This is a genomic window from Streptomyces lavendulae subsp. lavendulae, assembly GCF_002803845.1.
GTDB classification, from domain to species: domain Bacteria; phylum Actinomycetota; class Actinomycetes; order Streptomycetales; family Streptomycetaceae; genus Streptomyces; species Streptomyces lavendulae.
In genome coordinates this window covers 1,885,991-1,907,108 of record NZ_CP024985.1, presented here as the reverse complement: position 1 = coordinate 1,907,108, position 21,118 = coordinate 1,885,991, and the positions used below count along the sequence as shown (strand labels likewise).

At 75.0% G+C, this 21,118-nt stretch carries 1 protein-coding gene and 1 pseudogene; both read left to right on the top strand.

The genetic code is table 11. The features are described 5' to 3' along the window. Positions 1–138 precede the first annotated feature (138 nt). A pseudogene (locus SLAV_RS43630) lies at positions 139–5,108 on the top strand (type I polyketide synthase). Between the two features lie 253 nt (positions 5,109–5,361). Beyond that, positions 5,362–21,108 carry a type I polyketide synthase gene (locus SLAV_RS08270; RefSeq protein ID WP_100660817.1) on the top strand — a complete coding sequence of 5,249 codons (15,747 nt, stop codon included), beginning with the start codon at positions 5,362–5,364 and terminating at the stop codon, positions 21,106–21,108. Positions 21,109–21,118: the final 10 nt, after the last annotated feature.

The following is a 21,118-nucleotide window of genomic DNA, read 5'->3' as shown; positions in this document are numbered from 1 at the left end:
CGCCGGAACCCCTGTTCCGGCGGTACGGCCCCGGGATTCCCGGAATTCCTCCATATCCTCGGATTCCCCTGAACTCCATTGAATTCCCTTGAGCCCGTCCCCACCACGGTCTCGATCACGCGAACAGGTGAAGCGCCAGTGGCGAACGAAGCAAAGCTCCGCGAATACCTCAAGAAGGTCACGACGGATCTCGACGAGGCGTACGGACGTCTGCGGGACATCGAGAGCCAGGCCCACGAACCCATCGCCATCACGGCCATGAGTTGCCGGTTCCCCGGCGGGGTGCGCTCTCCCGAAGAACTCTGGGACCTGCTGGCCGCCGGCGGCGACGCGCTCACGGAATTCCCCGCGGACCGGGGCTGGGACCTGGACCACCTCTTCTCGGACGACCCCGACGACCAGGGCACCTCGACCACCCGCGAGGGCGGATTCCTCACCGGTGCCTCCGCCTTCGACGCCGACTTCTTCGGGATCTCCCCGCGCGAGGCGATGGCGATGGACCCGCAGCAGCGGCTGCTGCTGGAGACCTCGTGGGAGGCCTTCGAGCGGGCGGGCATCGACCCGAACGCCCTGCGCGGCAGCCAGTGCGGCGTGTTCGTCGGCATGAACGGCTCCGACTACCTCACCCCGCTGCTCGAAGCGGCCGAGGACTACGCGGGGCACCTGGGCACCGGCAACGCCTCCAGCGTGCTGTCGGGCCGGCTGTCGTACACCTTCGGTCTGGAGGGGCCCGCCGTCACCGTCGACACGGCCTGCTCGGCGTCGCTGGTCGCCCTGCACCTGGCCGCGCAGGCCCTGCGGGCGGGGGAGTGCTCGCTGGCCGTCGCCGGCGGCGTCCACGTGATGTCCACGCCCGGCCTGTTCGTGGAGTTCAGCAAGCAGCGAGGGCTGTCCACCGACGGCCGCTGCAAGGCCTTCGCGGCGGGCGCCGACGGCTTCGGCCCGGCGGAGGGCGTGGGCGTCCTGCTCCTGGAGCGGCTCTCCGACGCACGCAAGAACGGCCGCCCTGTGCTGGCCGTGATCCGCGGCAGCGCTATCAACCAGGACGGCGCCAGCAACGGCCTCACCGCCCCCAACGGTCCCTCGCAGCAGCGCGTCATCCGGCAGGCCCTCGCCAACGCCCGGCTCTCGACCGATCAGGTCGACGTGGTGGAGGCGCACGGTACGGGCACCTCCCTCGGCGACCCGATCGAGGCGCAGGCCCTGCTCGCGACGTACGGGCAGGAGCGGCCGGAGGGGCAGCCGCTGCTCCTGGGGTCCGTGAAGTCGAACATCGGGCACACGCAGGCCGCTGCCGGTGTGGCCGGTGTGATCAAGATGGTGCTGGCGATGCGCCACGGGGTGCTCCCGCAGACCCTGCACGTGGACGCGCCGTCGCCGCACGTGGACTGGGAGTCCGGCGCGGTCGCCCTCCTCACGGAGTCGACGGCATGGCCGGAGACCGACCGTCCGCGTCGTGCGGGTGTGTCGTCGTTCGGGTTCAGCGGGACGAACGCGCATGTGATCGTGGAGCAGGCGCCGGAGCCGGCTGAGGCCTCGGAGGGTGGGGCGCGGTCGGGCATGCCGGTGGTGCCGTGGGTGCTGTCGGGTAAGAGTGCGGCGGCGTTGCGGGCGCAGGCGGAGCGGTTGGCGGGTCTGCCGGGTCTGGTGGGTGTGGATCCGGTGGATGTGGGGTGGTCGTTGGCGTCGTCGCGTGCGGGTTTGGAGCATCGTGCGGTGGTGCTCGGGGATCACGTGGCGGGTGTGCGGGCGGTGGCTTCGGGTGGGCTGGCGGCCGGTGTGGTGTCGGGTTCGGTGGTGGGCGGGAAGACGGTGTTCGTGTTCCCGGGTCAGGGTTCGCAGTGGTTGGGGATGGCGGCTGGGCTGTTGGAGTCCTCGCCGGTGTTCGCGGCGCGGATCGGGGAGTGTGCGAAGGCGCTGGAGCCTTCACCGACTGGTCGTTGGTGGATGTGCTGCGGGCCGCCGACGGGGCGCCCTCCCTTGACCGGGTGGATGTGGTGCAGCCGGCGTTGTTCGCGGTGATGGTGTCGCTGGCCGAGGTGTGGCGTGCGGCGGGTGTCCGGCCGGGTGCGGTGATCGGGCATTCGCAGGGTGAGATCGCGGCGGCGTGTGTGGCGGGGATCTTGTCGTTGGAGGATGCGGCGCGTGTGGTGGCCCTGCGGTCGCAGGCGATCGGCCGGGTGCTGGCGGGGCTGGGTGGCATGGTGTCGGTGCCGCTGGCGGCTGCGGAGGTGCGTGAGCGGATCGCGGCGTGGGGTGAGGAGCGGATCTCCGTCGCCGCGGTGAACGGCCCGTCGTCGGTGGTGGTTTCGGGCGAGGTCCAGGCGCTGGAGGAGTTCCTGGCCGCGTGCGAGAGGGACGGGGTCCGTGCGAAGCGGATCGCGGTGGACTACGCCTCGCACTCGGCGCAGGTCGAGCTGCTGCGGGAGGAACTGGACACGCTGCTCGCGCCGATCGCGCCGCGGGCTGCGGGGGTTCCGTTCCTGTCGACCGTCACCGGTGAGTGGGTCGAAGGCCCCGAACTGGACGCTGGGTACTGGTTCCGCAATCTGCGTCGGACGGTGGAGCTGGAGCGGACCACGCGGACGCTGCTCGATCAGGGGTTCGGTGTGTTCATCGAGTCCAGCCCGCATCCGGTGCTGACCGTGGGCCTGCAGGAGACGGTCGAGGATACGGGCCGCGAGGCCGCTGTCCTGGGGTCCCTGCGGCGTGGTGAAGGGGGTCTGGAGCGGTTCTGGCTCTCCCTGGGCGAGGCCTACGTACGCGGTGTGACGGTGGACTGGGACGCCGTGTTCGCCGGAACGGGCGCGCAACGCGTGGACCTGCCCACCTACGCCTTCCAGTCGCAGCGGTTCTGGCCCGAGGCCGCGCCCGTCGACGCCGAGGCGCCGCCGGCCGAGAACGCGCTCGACGCCCGCTTCTGGGACGCCGTCGAGCGCGAGGACGTCACGGCGCTCGCCGAGGCTCTGGCCTTCGAGACCCCCGACGCGATCCAGTCCCTCGGCACCGTCCTGCCCGGCCTGTCCTCCTGGCGTCGGCAGAGCCGTGAGGAGTCCACCGTCGACGGCTGGCGCTACCGCGTCACCTGGAAGGCGCTGGCCGAAGCCGCTCCCACGCGGCTCTCGGGGACCTGGCTGGTCGCCGTACCCGAGACCCTGACCGGGCCGGCCGGTGACACGGCCGCCGCCGTGCTGCGTACGCTCGCCGAACGCGGCGCGGCGGTCCGCACGCTGACGATCGCCGCCGGAGTGGCCCACCGCGACGCGCTCACCGCCGCCATCGAGGCCGCCACCGGAGAGGACACCGCCCCCGAAGGCGTCCTCTCCCTCCTCGCCCTCGGCGGGGAGGGGGCGTTCGCCGCAGGACTGGCACTGTCCCAGGCCCTGGGCGACGCCCACGTGACCGCGCCGCTGTGGTGCCTCACCCGGGGTGCGGTCGCCGCCGGGCGCGTCGACCGGGTCGAGGACCCGGAGCAGGCCCTCATCTGGGGTCTCGGGCGCGTCGCCTCCATGGAACACGGCGAGCGGTGGGGCGGTCTGGTCGACCTGCCGGCCGAGGTCGATGCCCGTGTGCTGGAGCGGCTGGTGGGGGTGCTGGCCGGGGATGGGGCCGAGGATCAGGTCGCGGTGCGGTCCTCGGGGTTGTTCGTGCGTCGTCTGGTGCGGGCGCGGCTGTCCGAGACTGCGGCGGTGCGGGAGTGGCGTCCGGCCGGGACCACGCTGGTGACCGGTGGTACGGGTGCCCTCGGTGCGCACGTGGCGCGCTGGCTGGCTGCGAACGGTGCCGAGCACCTGGTGTTGACCAGCCGGCGCGGGGAGGCTGCGCCGGGCGCGGCCGAGCTGCGTGAGGAGCTGACCGCGCTCGGAGCCGGGGTCACCCTGGCCGCCTGTGACGTCAGCGACCGCGAGGCGCTCGCCGCGCTGATCGCCGCCGTCCCGGCCGACCGGCCCCTGACCGCCGTCGTCCACACCGCCGCCGTCCTCGACGACGGCGTCATCGAGACGCTCACCCCCGAGCAGGTGGCCGACGTCCTGCGGGTCAAGGTCGACGGCACGCGCAACCTCCACGAGCTGACCCGCGGCCTCGACCTGTCGGCGTTCGTCCTCTTCTCCTCCTTCGCCGCCACCTTCGGTGCCCCCGGCCAGGGCAACCAGGCACCCGGCAATGCCTTCCTCGACGCGTTCGCCGAGTACCGGCGCGCCGAGGGCCTGCCCGCCACCTCCCTCGCCTGGGGACCCTGGGGCAGCGCGGACGGGGACGACAGCGCGGCGGGCGACCGCATGCGCCGCCACGGGATCCTCGCCATGTCGCCCGACCGGACCCTGACGTCGCTGCGGCACGCCCTGGACCGCGACGAGACCACCCTGACCGTGGTCGACATGGACTGGAAGCGGTTCACGCTCGCCTTCACCGCCGACCGGGCGCGCCCGCTGCTGCTGGAGCTCCCCGAGGCCCGGCGGGTCATCGAGAGCGCCGAGCGGGAGTCGGCCGAGGACCTGACCGGGGGAGTGCCGCTGACCCGGCAGCTCGCCGGGCTGCCCGAGGTCGAGCAGGAACGGCTGCTGCTGGACCTGGTGCGCACCGCCGTCGCCGCCGTCCTCGGACACCCCGACACCACCGCCGTCGAGGCCGGCCGGGCCTTCAAGGAGCTCGGCTTCGACTCCCTCACCTCCGTCGAGCTGCGCAACCGCCTCGGCGCGGTCAGCGGCCTCAAGCTGCCGGCCAGCCTGGTCTTCGACCAGCCCACCCCGGCCGCCGTCGCCGCGTACCTGCGCGCCGGGATCGTGCCGGACGCGGTGGCGGGCGGGGCGCCGCTGCTGGAGGAGCTCGACCGGCTGGAGTCCGTACTCGAACAGGGCACCGGGGACAACGTCGTACGGGCCCGGGTGACGATGCGGCTCCAGTCGCTGCTGGCGAGGTGGAACGAGAGCGGTGACCCGGCGGCCGGACCGGCCGGCCCGGGCGCGGCGGACGGCTCCGCGGCCGGCGGCCCGGCCGGGGAGGCGGCGGACGGCGCGGACAGCGGAATCGACGCGGTGGAACAGCTCCAGGACGCCAGCGACGAAGAGCTGTTCGCCTTTATCAACAAGGGCCTGGGGCGTTATTGACGGTCCGCCGGTCTATCGGTGAAGATGGCCAACCCCTTGGGTAATTGACCCGGGACCACTGCCCCCTACGCATTCCCCTACCCCAGGGGTGTGTAGGGGGCAGTTAGGGGTTGTAGGGCGGGTTGGGCCAGAAATAGCCTGCGATCGACCAGTCGCTTCGCCGGAGAGTGAAGCGCTCGCATTTCCGATGTCAATTCTCGGCTCTGCACACAGTTTTCCGATGCCGTCTGCTGCAAATGGGTGGTTGCGTTAAATGGCGAATGAAGAGACGCTGCGGGACTACCTGAAGCTGGTGACGGCGGATCTGCACCAGACGCGTCAGCGGCTTCGGGACGTCGAGGCGAAGAACCAGGACCCCGTGGCCATCGTGGGCATGGGCTGCCGCTATCCGGGAGGCGCGACCTCGCCGGAGGAGCTGTGGCAGCTGGTCGCCGATGGCGTCGACGCCATTACCGGGTTCCCCGCCGAGCGCGGCTGGGACATGGACACCGTCTACCACCCCGATCCCGAGCACCCGGGCACCAGCTACGCCAACCAGGGCGGCTTCGTACGGGACATCGCCCGGTTCGACCCCTCGCTCTTCGGTATCTCCCCGCGCGAGGCCCTCGCCATGGACCCGCAGCAGCGGCTCCTGCTGGAGACCTCCTGGGAGGCGTTCGAGCGCGCGGGGATCGACCCGACCTCGATGCGCGGCAAGCAGGTCGGCGTGTTCGTCGGCACCAGCAACCACGACTACCTGACGGCGCTGCTCAGCTCCTCCGAGAACGTGGAGGGCTACCTCGGCACCGGCAACGCGGCGAGCGTGGCCTCGGGCCGCCTGTCCTACACGTTCGGGCTGGAGGGCCCGGCCGTCACCGTCGACACCGCCTGCTCCTCCTCCCTCGTCGCCCTGCACCTGGCCGTCCAGGCCCTGCGCAACGGCGAGTGCTCGATGGCCCTGGCCGGCGGCGCCACCCTGATGGCCGCGCCCGGCACCTTCATCGACTACAGCAAGCAGCGCGGCCTCGCCACCGACGGCCGCTGCAAGGCGTTCTCCCCCGACGCCGACGGCTTCAGCCTCGCCGAGGGCGTCGGCGTCCTGCTCGTCGAGCGGCTCTCCGACGCCCGCCGCAAGGGCCACCACGTCCTCGCCGTGATCCGCGGCACCGCCGTGAACCAGGACGGCGCCTCCAACGGACTGACCGCCCCCAACGGCCCCTCCCAGCAGCGCGTCATCCTCCAGGCGCTGTCCAACGCCCGGCTCACGCCCGACCAGGTGGACGCCGTCGAGGCGCACGGCACCGGAACCGGCCTCGGCGACCCCATCGAGGCCCAGGCGATCATCGCCACCTACGGTCAGGACCGCCCCGACGGGCGGCCGCTGTGGCTGGGCTCGCTGAAGACCAACATCGGCCACGCGCAGGCCGCCGCCGGTGTCGCGGGGGTCATCAAGAGCGTCATGGCGATGCGCCACGGCGTGCTGGCGCGGAGCCTGCACCTGACCGAACCCACCCCGCACGTCGACTGGTCGGCGGGGGAGGTGTCCCTGCTCACCGAGGCGCGGCCGTGGCCGCAGCACGAGGGGCCGCGCCGGATCGGCGTCTCCTCCTTCGGTATGAGCGGCACCAACGCGCACGTCATCCTGGAGAGCGGCGAAGAGACGGCCCAGGAGTCCGGCGGGGAGCCGGCCGCCGGGACCCCCGGGAGCGCCGTCGAAGCGGCCGCCCCGGCCGCCGTCCTGCCGGTCGTCCTCTCCGGCAAGACCGGTGCCGCGCTGCGGGCGCAGGCCGCCACGCTGCACGCCCACCTCACGGACCGGCCCGGCCTCCGCGTCGCGGACGTCGCCTACGCGCAGGCGCTCACCCGCGCCGCCCTGGACCGCCGCGCCGCGGTCGTCGCCGAGAACCGCGAAGAACTGCTCGCGGGGCTCGCCGCGCTCGCCGAGGGCCGGACGGGCCCCGAAGTGCTCGAAGGCGCTGCCACCGAAGGCAAACTGGCGTTCCTCTTCACGGGTCAGGGCAGCCAGCGCCTGGGGATGGGGCGCGAGCTGTACGACGCCTACCCGGTGTTCGCGACCGTCCTGGACGAGGTGTGCGCGCGGTTCGAACTCCGGCTGAAGGACACGTTGTTCGGTTCGGATGCCGCCCTGCTGGACCGGACGGAGTACACCCAGCCCGCGCTGTTCGCCGTCGAGGTGGCGCTCTTCCGGCTCCTGGAGAGCTGGGGTCTGAAGCCGGACTTCGTGTCCGGGCATTCGATCGGTGAGATCGCCGCCGCGCACGTGGCGGGGGTCCTGTCGCTGGACGACGCGTGCACGCTCGTCGCCGCGCGGGCCCGGCTGATGCAGGAACTGCCGGCCGGTGGCGTGATGATCGCGGTGCAGGCGTCGGAGGACGAGGTCCTGCCGCTGCTGACCGACCGGGTGAGCATCGCCGCTGTCAACGGCCCGGCCTCGGTGGTCATCGCCGGTGACGAGGACGCGGCGACCGCGATCGTGGAAGCCTTCCCCGACCGGAAGTCCAAGCGGCTGACGGTGAGCCATGCCTTCCACTCGCCGCACATGGACGGCATGCTGGCCGACTTCCGCCGGGTCGCGGAGGGGCTCACGTACGAGAGCCCGCGCATCCCGGTCGTCTCCAACCTGACCGGCGCCCTCGTCACCGACGAGATGGGCTCGGCCGAGTTCTGGGTCCGCCACGTCCGCGAGGCCGTCCGCTTCCTCGACGGCATCCGCTGGCTGGAGAGCCGCGGCGTCACCGCGTACGTGGAGATCGGCCCCGGCGGGGTCCTCTCCGCCCTCGGCCAGGACTGCCAGACCGCCACCGGAGCCCGCGCCGCCGTGTTCCTGCCCGCGCTGCGCCCCGGCCGCCCCGAGGCCCGCTCGCTGGCCGCCGCCGTCGCGGGCGCCCACGTACACGGCCTCTCCCCGGACTGGGCCGCCCGCTTCGCCGGGACCGGCGCCCGCCGCGTCGACCTGCCGACGTACGCCTTCCAGCGCGAGCCGTACTGGCCCCGCGACCCCTTCAGCGACCTGACCGAACCCGCCGACGGCCGCGCACTGGGCGCCACCGACGCCAAGTTCTGGGAGGTCGTGGACAGCGAGGACCTGGCCGCGTTCGCCGACACCCTCGGCATCGACGGGGACGCGCCGCTCAGCGGCGTGCTGCCCGCGCTCTCCGCCTGGCACCGCCGCCACCGCGACCGCGACACCGTGGACGCCTGGCGCTACCGCGTCACCTGGAAGCCCCTCACCGACGCCGAGCCCGCGCCGCTGTCCGGGCACTGGCTCCTCGTCGTCCCCGCCGGCCACACCGACGACCCGTGGGCCGTCGCCGCCGCGCGGGCCCTGACCGCGCGCGGGGTCACCGTCAGCAGCCTGACGGTGGACGCCACGGCCGACGACCGCGCCGCCCTCGCCCAGCGGATCGGCGAGACGCTGGCGGACGCCGACGCGCCCGCCGGAGTGCTCTCGCTGCTCGCCCTGGACGAGCGGCCGCACCCCGAGGACCCGGCGCTGCCCGCCGGGCTCGCCGCCACCCTCGCCTTCGTCCAGGCGCTGGGCGACGCCGACGTGGACGCCGTGCTCTGGGCCGCTACCCGCGGCGCGGTGTCCACCGGCCGCTCCGACCGGCTCACCGCCCTCGCCCAGGCACCCGTCTGGGGCCTCGGCCGTACCGCCGCCCTCGAACTCCCCGGCCGCTGGGGCGGCCTCGTCGACCTGCCCCCGAACCCGGACGAGCGGGCGGCCGCCCGGCTCGCGGACGTCCTCGGCGGCCTCGGCGCCGAGGACCACCTCGCCGTACGCCCCACCGGCGTCTTCGCCCGCAGGCTGAGCCGCGCCCCTCGGGAAGAAGCCCCCGCCGACGCGTGGACCGCCTCCGGCACCGCCCTGATCACCGGTGCGACGGGCGCCCTCGGCCGGCACGTCGCCCGCTGGCTCGCCCGGACCGGAGCCGCACACCTGCTGCTGGTCAGCCGGAGCGGCCCCGCAGCCGAAGGCGCGCAGGAACTCGCCGCCGAACTGCGCGAACTGGGCACCCGCGTCACCCTTGCCGCCTGCGACGCGGCCGACCGCGACGCGGTGGCCGCACTCCTGGCCGGCGTCCCGGCCGACCTCCCGCTGACCACCGTCGTCCACGCCGCGGGCGTCCTGGACGACGGCGTCCTCGACGCGCAGACGCCGCGGCGCATGGCGGAGGTCCTGCGGCCCAAGGCCCACGCCGCGCAGGTCCTGCACGAGCTGACCCGCGAGCTCGACCTCTCCGCGTTCGTGCTCTTCTCCTCCCTCGCCGCCTCCTTCGGCGCCGCCGGCCAGGCCAACTACGCCGCCGCCAACGCCTCCCTGGAGGCCCTGGCCGAGCAGCGCCGCGCCGACGGCCTGCCCGCCACCGTGATCGCCTGGGGCGCCTGGGCCGAGGGCGGCATGGCCACCGACGAGCTCGTCGCGGAGCGCCTGCGCTCCGCCGGCCTGCCCGCCCTCGCCCCCGAACTGGCCCTGTCGGCCCTGCACACCGCCCTCACCCTGGACGAGACGGCCTCCGTGGTCGCCGACATCGACTGGGAGCGCCTCGCGCCCGGCCTCACCGCCGTACGCCCCTGCCCGCTGATCGCCGACCTCCCCGAGGCCGTGCACGCCCTCACCGCGGCCGGTGCGCCCGACGCCGCCGGCGCGGGAGCGGGAACGGCGGACAACTTCGCGACGCAGCTCGCCCTGGCCGCGCCGGCCGAACGCGACACGCTCGCGCTGGAGTTCGTCCGTACGCAGATCGCCGTGGTGCTGGGCTATTCCGGCCCCGCCGCCGTGGACCCGGCCATCGCCTTCCGCGACCTCGGCTTCGACTCCCTGACCGCGGTGGAGATCCGCAACCTGCTCACCTCCCGGACCGGCCTGCGCCTGCCCGCGACCCTGATCTTCGATTACCCCAACTCCCTCTCGCTGGCCGCGTTCCTCCAGGGCGAGCTCCTCGGCGACGCCCCGGCGGGCCAGGGTGCGGCCGCCGGCCCCGTGGCCACGGTGGTCGATGACGACCCGATCGCCATCGTCGCGATGAGCTGCCGCTTCCCGGGAGGGGTGCGCACCCCCGAACAGCTGTGGGAGCTGCTCGCCGCCGGCCGCGACGCCGTCTCCGGCTTCCCCACCGACCGCGGCTGGGACCTGGAGGGCCTGTACGACCCGGAGTCCGTAACCGAGAACACCACCTACGTCCGCGAGGGCGGCTTCCTCGCCGACGCGACCGAGTTCGACCCGGGCTTCTTCGGCATCTCGCCGCGCGAGGCCCTGGCCATGGACCCGCAGCAGCGGCTGCTGCTGGAAACCTCGTGGGAGGCCTTCGAGCGGGCCGGTATCGACCCCGCCACCGTGCGGGGCGAGCGGATCGGCGTCTTCACCGGCACGAACGGCCAGGACTACCTCGACGTCATCCTCGCCGCCCCCGACGGCAGTGAGGGCTTCCTCGGCACCGGCAACGCCGCGAGCGTCGTCTCCGGCCGCGTCAGCTACGTCCTCGGCCTGGAGGGCCCCGCCGTCACCGTCGACACGGCCTGCTCCTCCTCGCTGGTCGCCCTGCACTGGGCGATCCAGGCCCTGCGGGCCGGCGAGTGCACCATGGCCCTCGCGGGCGGTGTGACCGTCATGTCCACGCCCGCCTCTTTCATCGACTTCAGCCGCCAGCGCGGCCTCGCCGCCGACGGCCGCATCAAGGCCTTCGCCGCGGGCGCGGACGGCACCGGCTGGGGCGAGGGCCTCGGCATGCTGCTCGTCGAGCGGCTCTCCGACGCCCGCCGCAACGGCCACCCGGTCCTCGCCCTGGTCCGCGGCTCGGCCGTGAACCAGGACGGCGCCTCCAACGGACTGACCGCGCCCAACGGCCCCTCGCAGCAGCGGGTCATCCGCCAGGCCCTGGCCAGTGCCGGCCTGTCCGCCGCCGAGGTCGACGCGGTGGAGGCGCACGGCACCGGGACCCGGCTCGGCGACCCCATCGAGGCGCAGGCCCTGCTGGCCACATACGGCCAGGGCCGCAGCGACGGGCAGCCCCTGCTGCTCGGCTCGATCAAGTCCAACTTCGGCCACACCCAGGCCGCCGCCGGTGTCGCCGGTGTGATGAAGATGGTGCTGGCCATGCGGCACGGAGTGCTGCCGCGCACCCTGCACGTGGACGAGCCCTCCCCGCACGTCGACTGGACGGCCGGCGACGTCGCCCTGCTGACCGAGCCTGTGGAGTGGCCGGAGACCGGGCGTCCGCGCCGGGCCGGCGTGTCCTCGTTCGGCATCAGCGGCACCAACGCCCACACCATCATCGAGCAGGCCCCCGAAGACGAGCCGGCCGCGCGGACGGCGCGGACCCGGCCGCCGACGGCTACCGTCGCCGACGTGCACGCACCCGCCGACAGCGCTTCGCCGCTGCCGTGGGTCCTGTCCGGCAAGACCGAGGGCGCCCTGCGCGACCAGGCGCGGAGCCTCCTGGCCCACGCCGAACGGCATCCCGAAGCCCGGCCCGCCGACCTGGCGCTTTCCCTGGCCGTCGGCCGCGCCGCCTTCGAGCACCGCGCAGCCGTGGTGGCCGCGGACCGGGAGGCGCTGCTGTCCGGGCTGGAGAAGCTGGCCGAGGGCGCCCCGGCCGCCGCCGTCGTGGAGGGCTCGCCCGCCGGCGGGAAGACCGCCTTCCTGTTCACCGGTCAGGGCAGCCAGCGCCTGGGGACGGGCCGTGCGCTGTACGAGGCCCAGCCGGTGTTCGCGGACGCGCTGGACGCGCTCTGCGCCCACCTCGACCCGCACCTCGAACTTCCCCTGCGGGAGGTGCTGTTCGGCTCCGACGCGGAGCTGCTGGACCGTACCGGGTACACCCAGCCCGCGCTGTTCGCGGTGGAGGTGGCGCTGTTCCGGCTGGTCGAGTCGTGGGGCGTGAAGCCCGACTTCCTGGCTGGGCATTCGATCGGTGAGATCGCCGCCGCGCACGTGGCGGGGGTGCTGTCGCTGGAGGACGCGTGTGCGCTGGTGGCGGCGCGCGGCCGGTTGATGCAGGCGCTGCCTTCGGGTGGTGTGATGATCGCGGTGCAGGCGTCGGAGGACGAGGTCCTGCCCCTGCTGACCGACCGGGTCAGCATCGCCGCCGTCAACGGCCCGACCTCGGTCGTGATCGCCGGTGACGAGGACGCGGCGACCGCGATCCTGGCGGCCTTCCCCGACCGCAAGAGCAAGCGGCTGACCGTCAGCCACGCCTTCCACTCCCCGCACATGGACGGCATGCTGGCCGACTTCCGCCGGGTCGCGGAGGGGCTCACGTACGAGAGCCCGCGCATCCCGGTCGTCTCCAACCTGACCGGCGCCCTGGTCTCCGACGAGATGGGCTCGGCGGACTTCTGGGTCCGCCACGTCCGCGAGGCCGTCCGCTTCCTCGACGGCATCCGCACCCTGGAGGCCGCCGGGGTCACCACGTACCTCGAACTCGGCCCCGACGGAGTCCTCTCCGCCCTCGCCCAGGACTGCGTCACCGAGGACGCCGTCTTCGTCCCCCTGCTCCGCGCGGGCCGCCCCGAGGCCGAGGCCGTCACCAACGCCCTCGCCCGGGTCCACGTCCACGGCGGCACCGTCGACTGGGCGGCGTACTTCGCCGGCACCGGCGCCCGCCGCGTCGACCTGCCCACCTACCCCTTCCAGCGGCAGCGCTACTGGCCCGCGATCTCCGGCCTCTACCTCGGGGACGTCGAGGCGATCGGCCTCGACGACACCGGCCACCCGCTGCTCAGCGCCGGTGTCGCGCTGCCCGAGTCGGACGGCATGGTCTTCGCCGGCCGCCTCGCCCTGTCCACCCACCCCTGGCTGGCCGACCACGCCATCCTCGGCAGCGTCCTGCTGCCCGGCACGGCCTTCGTGGAACTCGCCACCCGCGCCGGCGACCAGCTCGGCTGCGACCACCTCGAAGAGCTCACCCTCGAAGCCCCCCTGGTGCTGCCCGAGCGCGGCGGCGTCCAGCTGCGCGTCTGGGCCGGAGCCGCCGACGCGTCCGGCCGCCGGCCGTTCGCCCTGCACTCGCGGCCCGAGGGCGCCCCGGCCGAGGAGCCGTGGACCCGGCACGCCGCCGGTGTCCTCGCCGAAGCCGGGCGCACCGCCGCCGACTTCGACCTGAGCGCCTGGCCCCCGGCCGGCGCCACCGAGGTACCGCTCGACGGCCGCTACGAGGCCCTCGACGCCATCGGCTTCGCCTACGGGCCCACCTTCCGCGGCCTGCGCACCGCCTGGCAGCAGGGCGACGCGGTGTACGCCGAGGTCGCCCTGCCCGAGGGCACCGAGGACCAGGCGGGCCGCTTCGGCCTGCACCCCGCGCTCCTCGACGCGGCCCTGCACGCCATCGGGCTGGGCGGCGTCGGAGCCGACGACGGCCGGGGCCGGCTGCCCTTCGCATGGAGCGGGGTGTCGCTGTACGCGGGCGGCGCGAGCGCGCTGCGCGTCCGCCTCACTCCGGCCGGGGCCGAAGGGGTCCGGCTGGAGATCGCCGATGCCACCGGTGCCCCCGTCGCCGCCGTCGCCTCGCTGGGCCTGCGCCCGGTCACCGCCGACCAGTTGCGGGCCGCCCGGGCCACCTACCACGAGTCGGTGTTCCGCCGGCAGTGGACCGAACTGACCGGCCTCACCGCCCCGGACGGGGTCCGCTACGCCGTCCTCGGCGACACCGGCGCCGAGCGGGTGGCGGACGCCGACCAGTACGCGGACCTGGCGGCACTGGCCGCCGCCGTCGCCGGGGGGAGCCCCGTACCGGACGAGGTGCTGGTCCACCTCGCCCCGGCAGCCGCCCCCCTGACCGCGGCCGCCGTGCACCGGGCCGCGCACGACGCGCTCGCCCTGGCCCAGGCCTGGCTCGCCGACGAGCGGTTCGCCGCCGCCCGGCTGGTGTTCGTCACCCACGGCGCGGTTCCCGCGACCCCCGACGAGGACGTCAGCGACCTCGCCGCAGCCACCGTGTGGGGCCTGCTGGGCTCCGCGCAGACGGAGAACCCCGGCCGGATCGCCCTCGTCGACGCCGGGACCGGCGCCGGGACCGGCGCCGGTGACGGCGCTGCCCTGCGCGCCGCGCTCACCGGCGACGAGGAACGTTTCGCCCTGCGCGAGGGCGCCGTACTGGTCCCGCGCCTCGCCCGCGTCGAGACCGCCGAGGACGACGCCCAGGCGGGCCAGGCCGGCCCGGCCGGCCCGGCCGTGGCCGCCCCGGACGGCCCCCGCCGCGCCCCGGCCTTCGGGCCCGACGGCACCGTACTGATCACCGGCGCCACCGGTGCGCTGGGCGGCCTGATCGCCCGCCACCTGGCCACCGCCCACGGGGTGCGCCGGCTGCTGCTGGTCGGCCGCCGCGGCGCCGACGCCCCCGGTGCGGCCGGACTGACCGCCGAACTCGCCGCGTGGGGGGCCACGGCCACCTGGGCGGCCTGCGACGTGGCCGACCGGGACGCCCTCGCCGCACTGCTGGCCGGGATCCCCGCCGAGCACCCGCTGACGGCGGTCGTCCACACCGCGGGCGTGCTCGACGACGGCATCCTCTCCTCGCTGACCCCCGACCGGCTGTCGGCGGTCCTGCGCCCCAAGGTGGACGCGGCCTGGAACCTGCACGAGCTGACCCGCGACCTCGCCCCGGACCTCGCCGCCTTCGTGCTCTTCTCCTCCACCTCCGGCCTCTTCGGCGGCCCCGGCCAGGGCAACTACGCCGCCGCCAACACCTTCCTCGACGCCCTCGCCCAGCACCGGCGCGCCCACGGCCTGCCCGCCTCCGCGCTCGCCTGGGGCCTGTGGTCCGTCGCCGAGGGCATGGCCGGCGCCCTGGACGCCGCCGACGTCAACCGCATGCGCCGCGCCGGACTGCCGCCCCTGACGGCCGCCGACGGCCTGGAGCTGTTCGACACCGCCGTCTCCCTCGACGACGCGGCCGTCGCCCTGATGCGCGTGGACACCGACGCCCTGCGCCCCCAGGCCGCCGCGGGCACCATCGCCCCGCTGCTGCGCGGCCTGGTACGCGGCGTCGCCCGCCGCTCCGCCGAAGCCGCGGGCACCGCCGCCGGCGAGGGGTCGGGACCTCGGGCCCGGCTGGCCGGGCTGTCCGCGGCCGAACAGGACCGGGCGCTGCTGGACCTGGTCCGTACGCAGGTCGCCGCCGTACTCGGACACGAAGGCCCCGGCGCCGTCGAGTCCGGCCGGGCCTTCAAGGAACTCGGCTTCGACTCGCTGACCGCCGTCGAGCTGCGCAACCGGCTGAACGCCGCCACCGCGCTGCGCCTGCCCGCCACGCTGATCTTCGACTACCCGGACCCGACCGTCCTCGCCCGCCACCTGCGCGGCGAACTCTTCGCCGACGCGGACCCGGCCGCCGACGCGGCGGGCGCCGGCTCCGCCGCGCCCGCGCCGGCCGCCGCCGCCGACGACGAGCCCATCGCCATCGTCGCGATGAGCTGCCGCTATCCCGGCGACGTCCGCACCCCCGAGGACCTCTGGCAGCTCCTCACCGCCGGGGAGGACGGCATCACCCGGCTGCCGGAGAACCGCGGCTGGGACACCGACGCCCTCTACCACCCCGACCCGGAGCACCCGGGCACCTCCTACGCCCGTGAGGGCGGCTTCCTGCACGACGCCGCCGAGTTCGACGCCTCCTTCTTCGGGATCTCCCCGCGCGAGGCCCTCGCCATGGACCCGCAGCAGCGGCTCCTCCTGGAGACCACCTGGGAGGTGTTCGAGCGGGCCGGGATCGCCCCGTCCTCGGTGCGCGGCACCCGGACCGGCGTCTTCGCCGGCGTCATGTACCACGACTACGGCGCCCGCCTGCACTCCGTGCCCGACGGCGTCGAGGGCTACCTCGGCACCGGCAGCTCCAGCAGCATCGTCTCCGGCCGGGTCGCCTACACCTTCGGCCTGGAGGGCCCGGCGGTCACCGTCGACACGGCCTGCTCCTCTTCGCTGGTGGCCCTGCACCTGGCCGCGCAGGCCCTGCGCAACGGCGAGTGCTCCCTCGCCCTGGCGGGCGGCGTGACCGTGATGTTCACGCCCGGTACGTTCATCGAGTTCAGCCGCCAGCGCGGGCTCGCCGCCGACGGCCGCTGCAAGTCCTTCGCCGCCGCCGCCGACGGCACCGGCTGGGGCGAGGGCGCGGGCATGCTCCTCCTGGAGCGGCTCTCCGACGCCCGCCGCAACGGCCACCAGGTCCTCGCGGTCGTCCGCGGCTCGGCGGTCAACCAGGACGGCGCCTCCAACGGCCTCACCGCCCCCAACGGCCCCTCCCAGCAGCGCGTCATCCGCCAGGCCCTCGCCAACGCCCGCCTCACCGGCGCGGACGTCGACGTGGTCGAGGCGCACGGCACCGGCACCACCCTCGGCGACCCCATCGAGGCACAGGCCCTGCTGGCCACGTACGGCCGCGACCACAGCGAGGACCGGCCGCTGCTGCTGGGCTCCGTGAAGTCCAACCTCGGCCACACCCAGGCCGCCGCGGGCGTCGCCGGCATCATCAAGATGGTCATGGCCATGCGCCACGGCATCGTGCCCAAGACCCTGCACGTCGACGAGCCCACCCCGCACGTCGACTGGTCCGCGGGCGCGGTGTCCCTGCTCACCGAGCAGGTGGAGTGGCCCGCCACCGGGCGTCCGCGCCGGGCCGGCGTCTCCTCCTTCGGCATCAGCGGGACCAACGCGCACGCCGTCATCGAGCAGGCCCCCCAGCCCGCCGCCCCGGCCCCCGCCCCCGCGGCGCCCGCCGGCCCGCAGGCCCTCGAACAGTACGGGGCGGACCCCGCCCCGTACCCGCCCGTGGTCCTGTCGGCCCGGGGCGAGGACGCGCTGCGCGCGCAGGCCCGCCTGCTCCACACCCGCGTCCGCACCGACGCGGACCTGCGCCCGGCCGACCTCGCCCTGTCGCTGGCCACCACCCGCTCGGCCCTGGAAGAGCGCGCCGCGCTGGTCGCCGGGGACCGTACGGAGCTGCTGGCCGCGCTGGACGCACTGGCCCGCGGCGAGGACTCGGCCGCCGTCGTGCGGGGGACCGCGCGCGAGCACCAGGTGGCGTTCCTGTTCACCGGGCAGGGCAGCCAGCGCCTCGACATGGGACGCGAACTGCACGCCGCCCAGCCGGCGTTCGCACGGGCCCTGGACGAGATCTGCGTCGAACTGGACCGGCACCTCGAACTGCCGCTGAAGGACGTCCTGTTCGGTACGGACGCCGCCCTGCTGGACCGCACCGAGTACACCCAGCCCGCACTCTTCGCGATCGAGGTGGCGCTGTTCCGGCTGCTGGCGGACTGGGGCCTGCGGCCCGACGTGCTGGCCGGACACTCCATCGGAGAGATCGCCGCCGCGCACGTCGCGGGCGTCCTCACCCTCCAGGACGCCGCCGAACTCGTCGCCGCCCGCGGCCGGCTGATGCAGGCGCTGCCCCCCGGCGGGGCGATGATCGCCGTACAGGCGGCCGAGGACGAGGTCCTGCCGCTGCTCACCGAGCGGATCTCCGTCGCGGCCGTCAACGGCCCCCGCTCCGTGGTCGTCGCCGGTGACGAGGACGCGGCGCTCGCGCTGGCCGCGCACTTCGAGGAGCGCGGCGCCAAGACCAAGCGGCTGACCGTCAGCCACGCCTTCCACTCCCCACTGATGGACGGCATGCTCGCCGACTTCCGCAAGGTCGCCGAGGGCCTGGTCTACGCGGCCCCCCGCATCCCCGTCGTGTCCTGCCTGACCGGCGCGCCCGTCACCGACGAGATGGCCTCGGCCGACTTCTGGGTGCGCCACGTCCGCGAAGCCGTCCGCTTCCTCGACGGCGTCCGCGCCCTCGGCGCCGCCGGAGTGACGGCCTACGTCGAACTCGGCCCCGACGCCACCTTGTCCGCACTCGTCCAGGACTGCCTGCCCGAAGACGCCGGCGCCGCCGGGCCCGCCCTCTGCCTGCCCCTCCTGCGCAAGGGCCGCCCCGAGACCGAGGCGCTCACCGGCGCCCTCGCCCGGGCCCACGTCCACGGCATCGCCCCCGACTGGCAGGCGTACTTCTCCGCCACCGGCGCCCGGCGCGTCGACCTGCCCACCTACGCCTTCCAGCGCAAGCGCTACTGGCTCGACGTCGGACTGTCCGTCGAGGACGTGCTGGCCGCCGGACTGGAGGCTGCCGACCACCCGCTGTTCGGCGCCACCGTGCCGCTGCCCGCCTCCGACGGCCTGCTCCTCACCGGACGCCTCGCCCTGTCCAGCCATCCCTGGCTGGCCGACCACACGGTCATGGACACCGTCCTGCTGCCCGGCACCGCCTTCGTCGAACTCGCCCTGCGGGCGGCCTCCGAGGTCGGCTGCGACACCGTCGAGGAGCTGGCCATCGAGGCCCCGCTCACCCTGGCCGAACAGGGCGCCGTCCAGCTCCAGCTGGCCGTCGAAGCGGCCGACGGGACGGGCCGGCGCACCCTGGCCCTGCACGCACGTCCGGCCGATGCCCCGGCCGAGGAGCCGTGGACCCGGCACGCCACGGGCGTCCTCGCCCCGGCCGAGCCCGCCCGCGCCTTCGACCTGGCCGCGTGGCCCCCGGCCGACGCCGAGGAGGTGCCGGTCGACGGCTTCTACCCGGCAGCCGCCGCCGCCGGCCTCACCTACGGGCCCGTCTTCCAGGGACTGCGCGCCGCCTGGCGGCGCGACGGTGAGCTCTTCGCCGAGGTCGCCCTCGACGAGGCCTACGAGACCGACGCCGCCGCCTACGGCGTCCACCCCGCGCTCCTCGACGCCGCCCTCCAGGCCATCGGCCTCACGGCCCCCGACGGGTCCGACGCGGCCGACGGCGCGCGCCTGCCCTTCGCCTGGACCGGCGTACGGCTCCACGCGGCCGGCGCCGCCGCCCTGCGCGTCCGCATCACCGCGGGTGCCTCCGGCGGTGTGGCCCTGGACGTCGCCGACACCACCGGAGCCCCGGTCGCCTCGGTGGAATCCCTGGTCCTGCGACCGGTCTCCGCCGCGCAGCTCGGCGAGGACCGCGGCGCCCACCACGAGTCCCTGTTCGGCGTGGAGTGGGCGAAGCTGCCCCTCGCCGCCGCCCCCGTCCCCGCCGACGAGCGGTGGGCCGTCCTCGGTGAGGACCAGGCGGACTTCCGCATCGGCGGGGCCCCGCTGGAGGCGCACACCGACCTCACCGCGCTGCGCGCCCGGATCGCCGCCGGCGCCCCGGCGCCGGACGTGGTGATCGTCCCGCTGTCCGGCACGGCCGGGGCCGGCGGCCGGGCGGCCGCCGCCCGCACCGCCGCCCACCAGGCGCTCGCCCTGGTCCAGGAGTGGCTGGCCGAGGAGAGCCTCGACGCCTCCCGGCTGCTCCTGATCACCCGGGGCACCCAGGCGGCCGTACCGGGCGAACACGTCACCGACCTGGCCCACGCCCCGGTGTGGGGCCTGGTGCGCTCCGCGCAGTCGGAGAACCCCGGCCGGTTCGTCCTCGCCGACACCGACGGCTCCGACGCCTCCCTCGGCGTCCTGCCCGCCGCCCTGGCGGGCGACGAACCGCAGCTGGCCCTGCGGGCGGGCGAGGCGTACGCCTTCCGCCTGTGCCGCACCGCCCGCACCGAGACCGGCACCCAGACCGGGACCGGCACCCAGACCGGGACCGAGACCGAGACCGGGACCGAGACCGAGACCGGGACCGGGCCGGAGAGCGGCACCGCGATCGGTCACCCGGTCCTCGACACCGCCGGCACGGTCCTCGTCACCGGCGCGAGCGGCACCCTCGGCGGACTCTTCGCCCGCCACCTCGCCGACGCCCACGGCGTACGGAACCTGCTGCTCCTGAGCCGCAGCGGCGACGCCGCACCCGGCGCGGCCGACCTGACGCGGGCCCTGAACGCGCGGGGTGCCGAGGTCACCTGGGCGGCCTGCGACGCAGCCGACCGGGACGCCCTGGCCGCAGTCCTGGCCGCCGTACCCGCCGACCGGCCGCTGACCGCGGTCGTCCACGCGGCCGGCGTCCTGGACGACGGCATCATCGACTCCCTCACCCCCGAACGCCTGGACACCGTCCTGCGGCCCAAGGTCGACGCGGCCTGGAACCTGCACGAGCTGACCGAGGGCCACCGGCTCTCCGCGTTCGTGCTCTTCTCCTCGGTCGCCGGTTGCTTCGGCGCCGCCGGACAGGCCAACTACGCCGCCGCGAACGCCTTCCTGGACGCCCTCGCCCAGCACCGCACGGCCCGCGGCCTCGCGGGCAGCTCGCTGGCCTGGGGCCTGTGGGCGACCGAGGACGGCATGGCGGGCGCCCTCGACGAGAGCGACCTGACCCGGATGGCCCGCGCCGGAGTCGGCGCGCTCGCCCCCGCCGAGGGGCTGGCCCTCTTCGACACCTCCCGCACCCTGGCGGACGCCGTCCTCGTCCCCATGCGGATCGAACCGGCCGCGCTGCGCGCCCAGGCCGCCGACGGCACCCTGCCGCCGCTGCTGCGCGCCCTGGTGCGCACCCCCGCGCGGCGGGCCGCCCCCAGTGCGGCCCGGGCGGCCGCCCGGGCCGGCGCCGAGCCGGCCGGCTCCCTCCAGGAGCGGCTGGCGGGCCTGACGGCCGCGGACCGCGACCGGATGCTGAACGAACTGGTCCGCTCCCAGGTGGCCGCCGTACTCGGCCACGGCACCGCCGACGACGTCGACGCCGGCCGCGGCTTCCTCGACCTGGGCTTCGACTCGCTGACCGCCGTCGACCTGCGCAACCGGCTCACCGCCGCCTGCGGACTGCGGCTGCCCGTGACGCTGATCTTCGACTACCCGTCACCGTCGGCACTGGCCGCCTACATCGGGGAGCGGCTCGGCCGGGACGACAGCGCCCGTCCCTCCGTCCACACGGAACTCGACAAGCTCGAAACGATCCTCTCGGCGCTCGCCCCCGACGACACCGAACGCGCGGGCATCACCGCCCGGCTGCGCGACCTACTGGCGAAGTGGAACGACACGCACAGTGCACAGGACAACGCCGCCGAAGAGCGGGACATCCAGGCCGCGACGGCCGACGAGCTCTTCGACCTGCTCGACGACGAACTCGGACTGTCCTGAGATGGCCTCC

Excerpts from the sequence above, each read along its gene's own strand:
- SLAV_RS08270 (WP_100660817.1), top strand. The coding sequence starts at position 5,362 with ATGGCGAATGAAGAGACGCTGCGGGACTACCTGAAGCTGGTGACGGCG.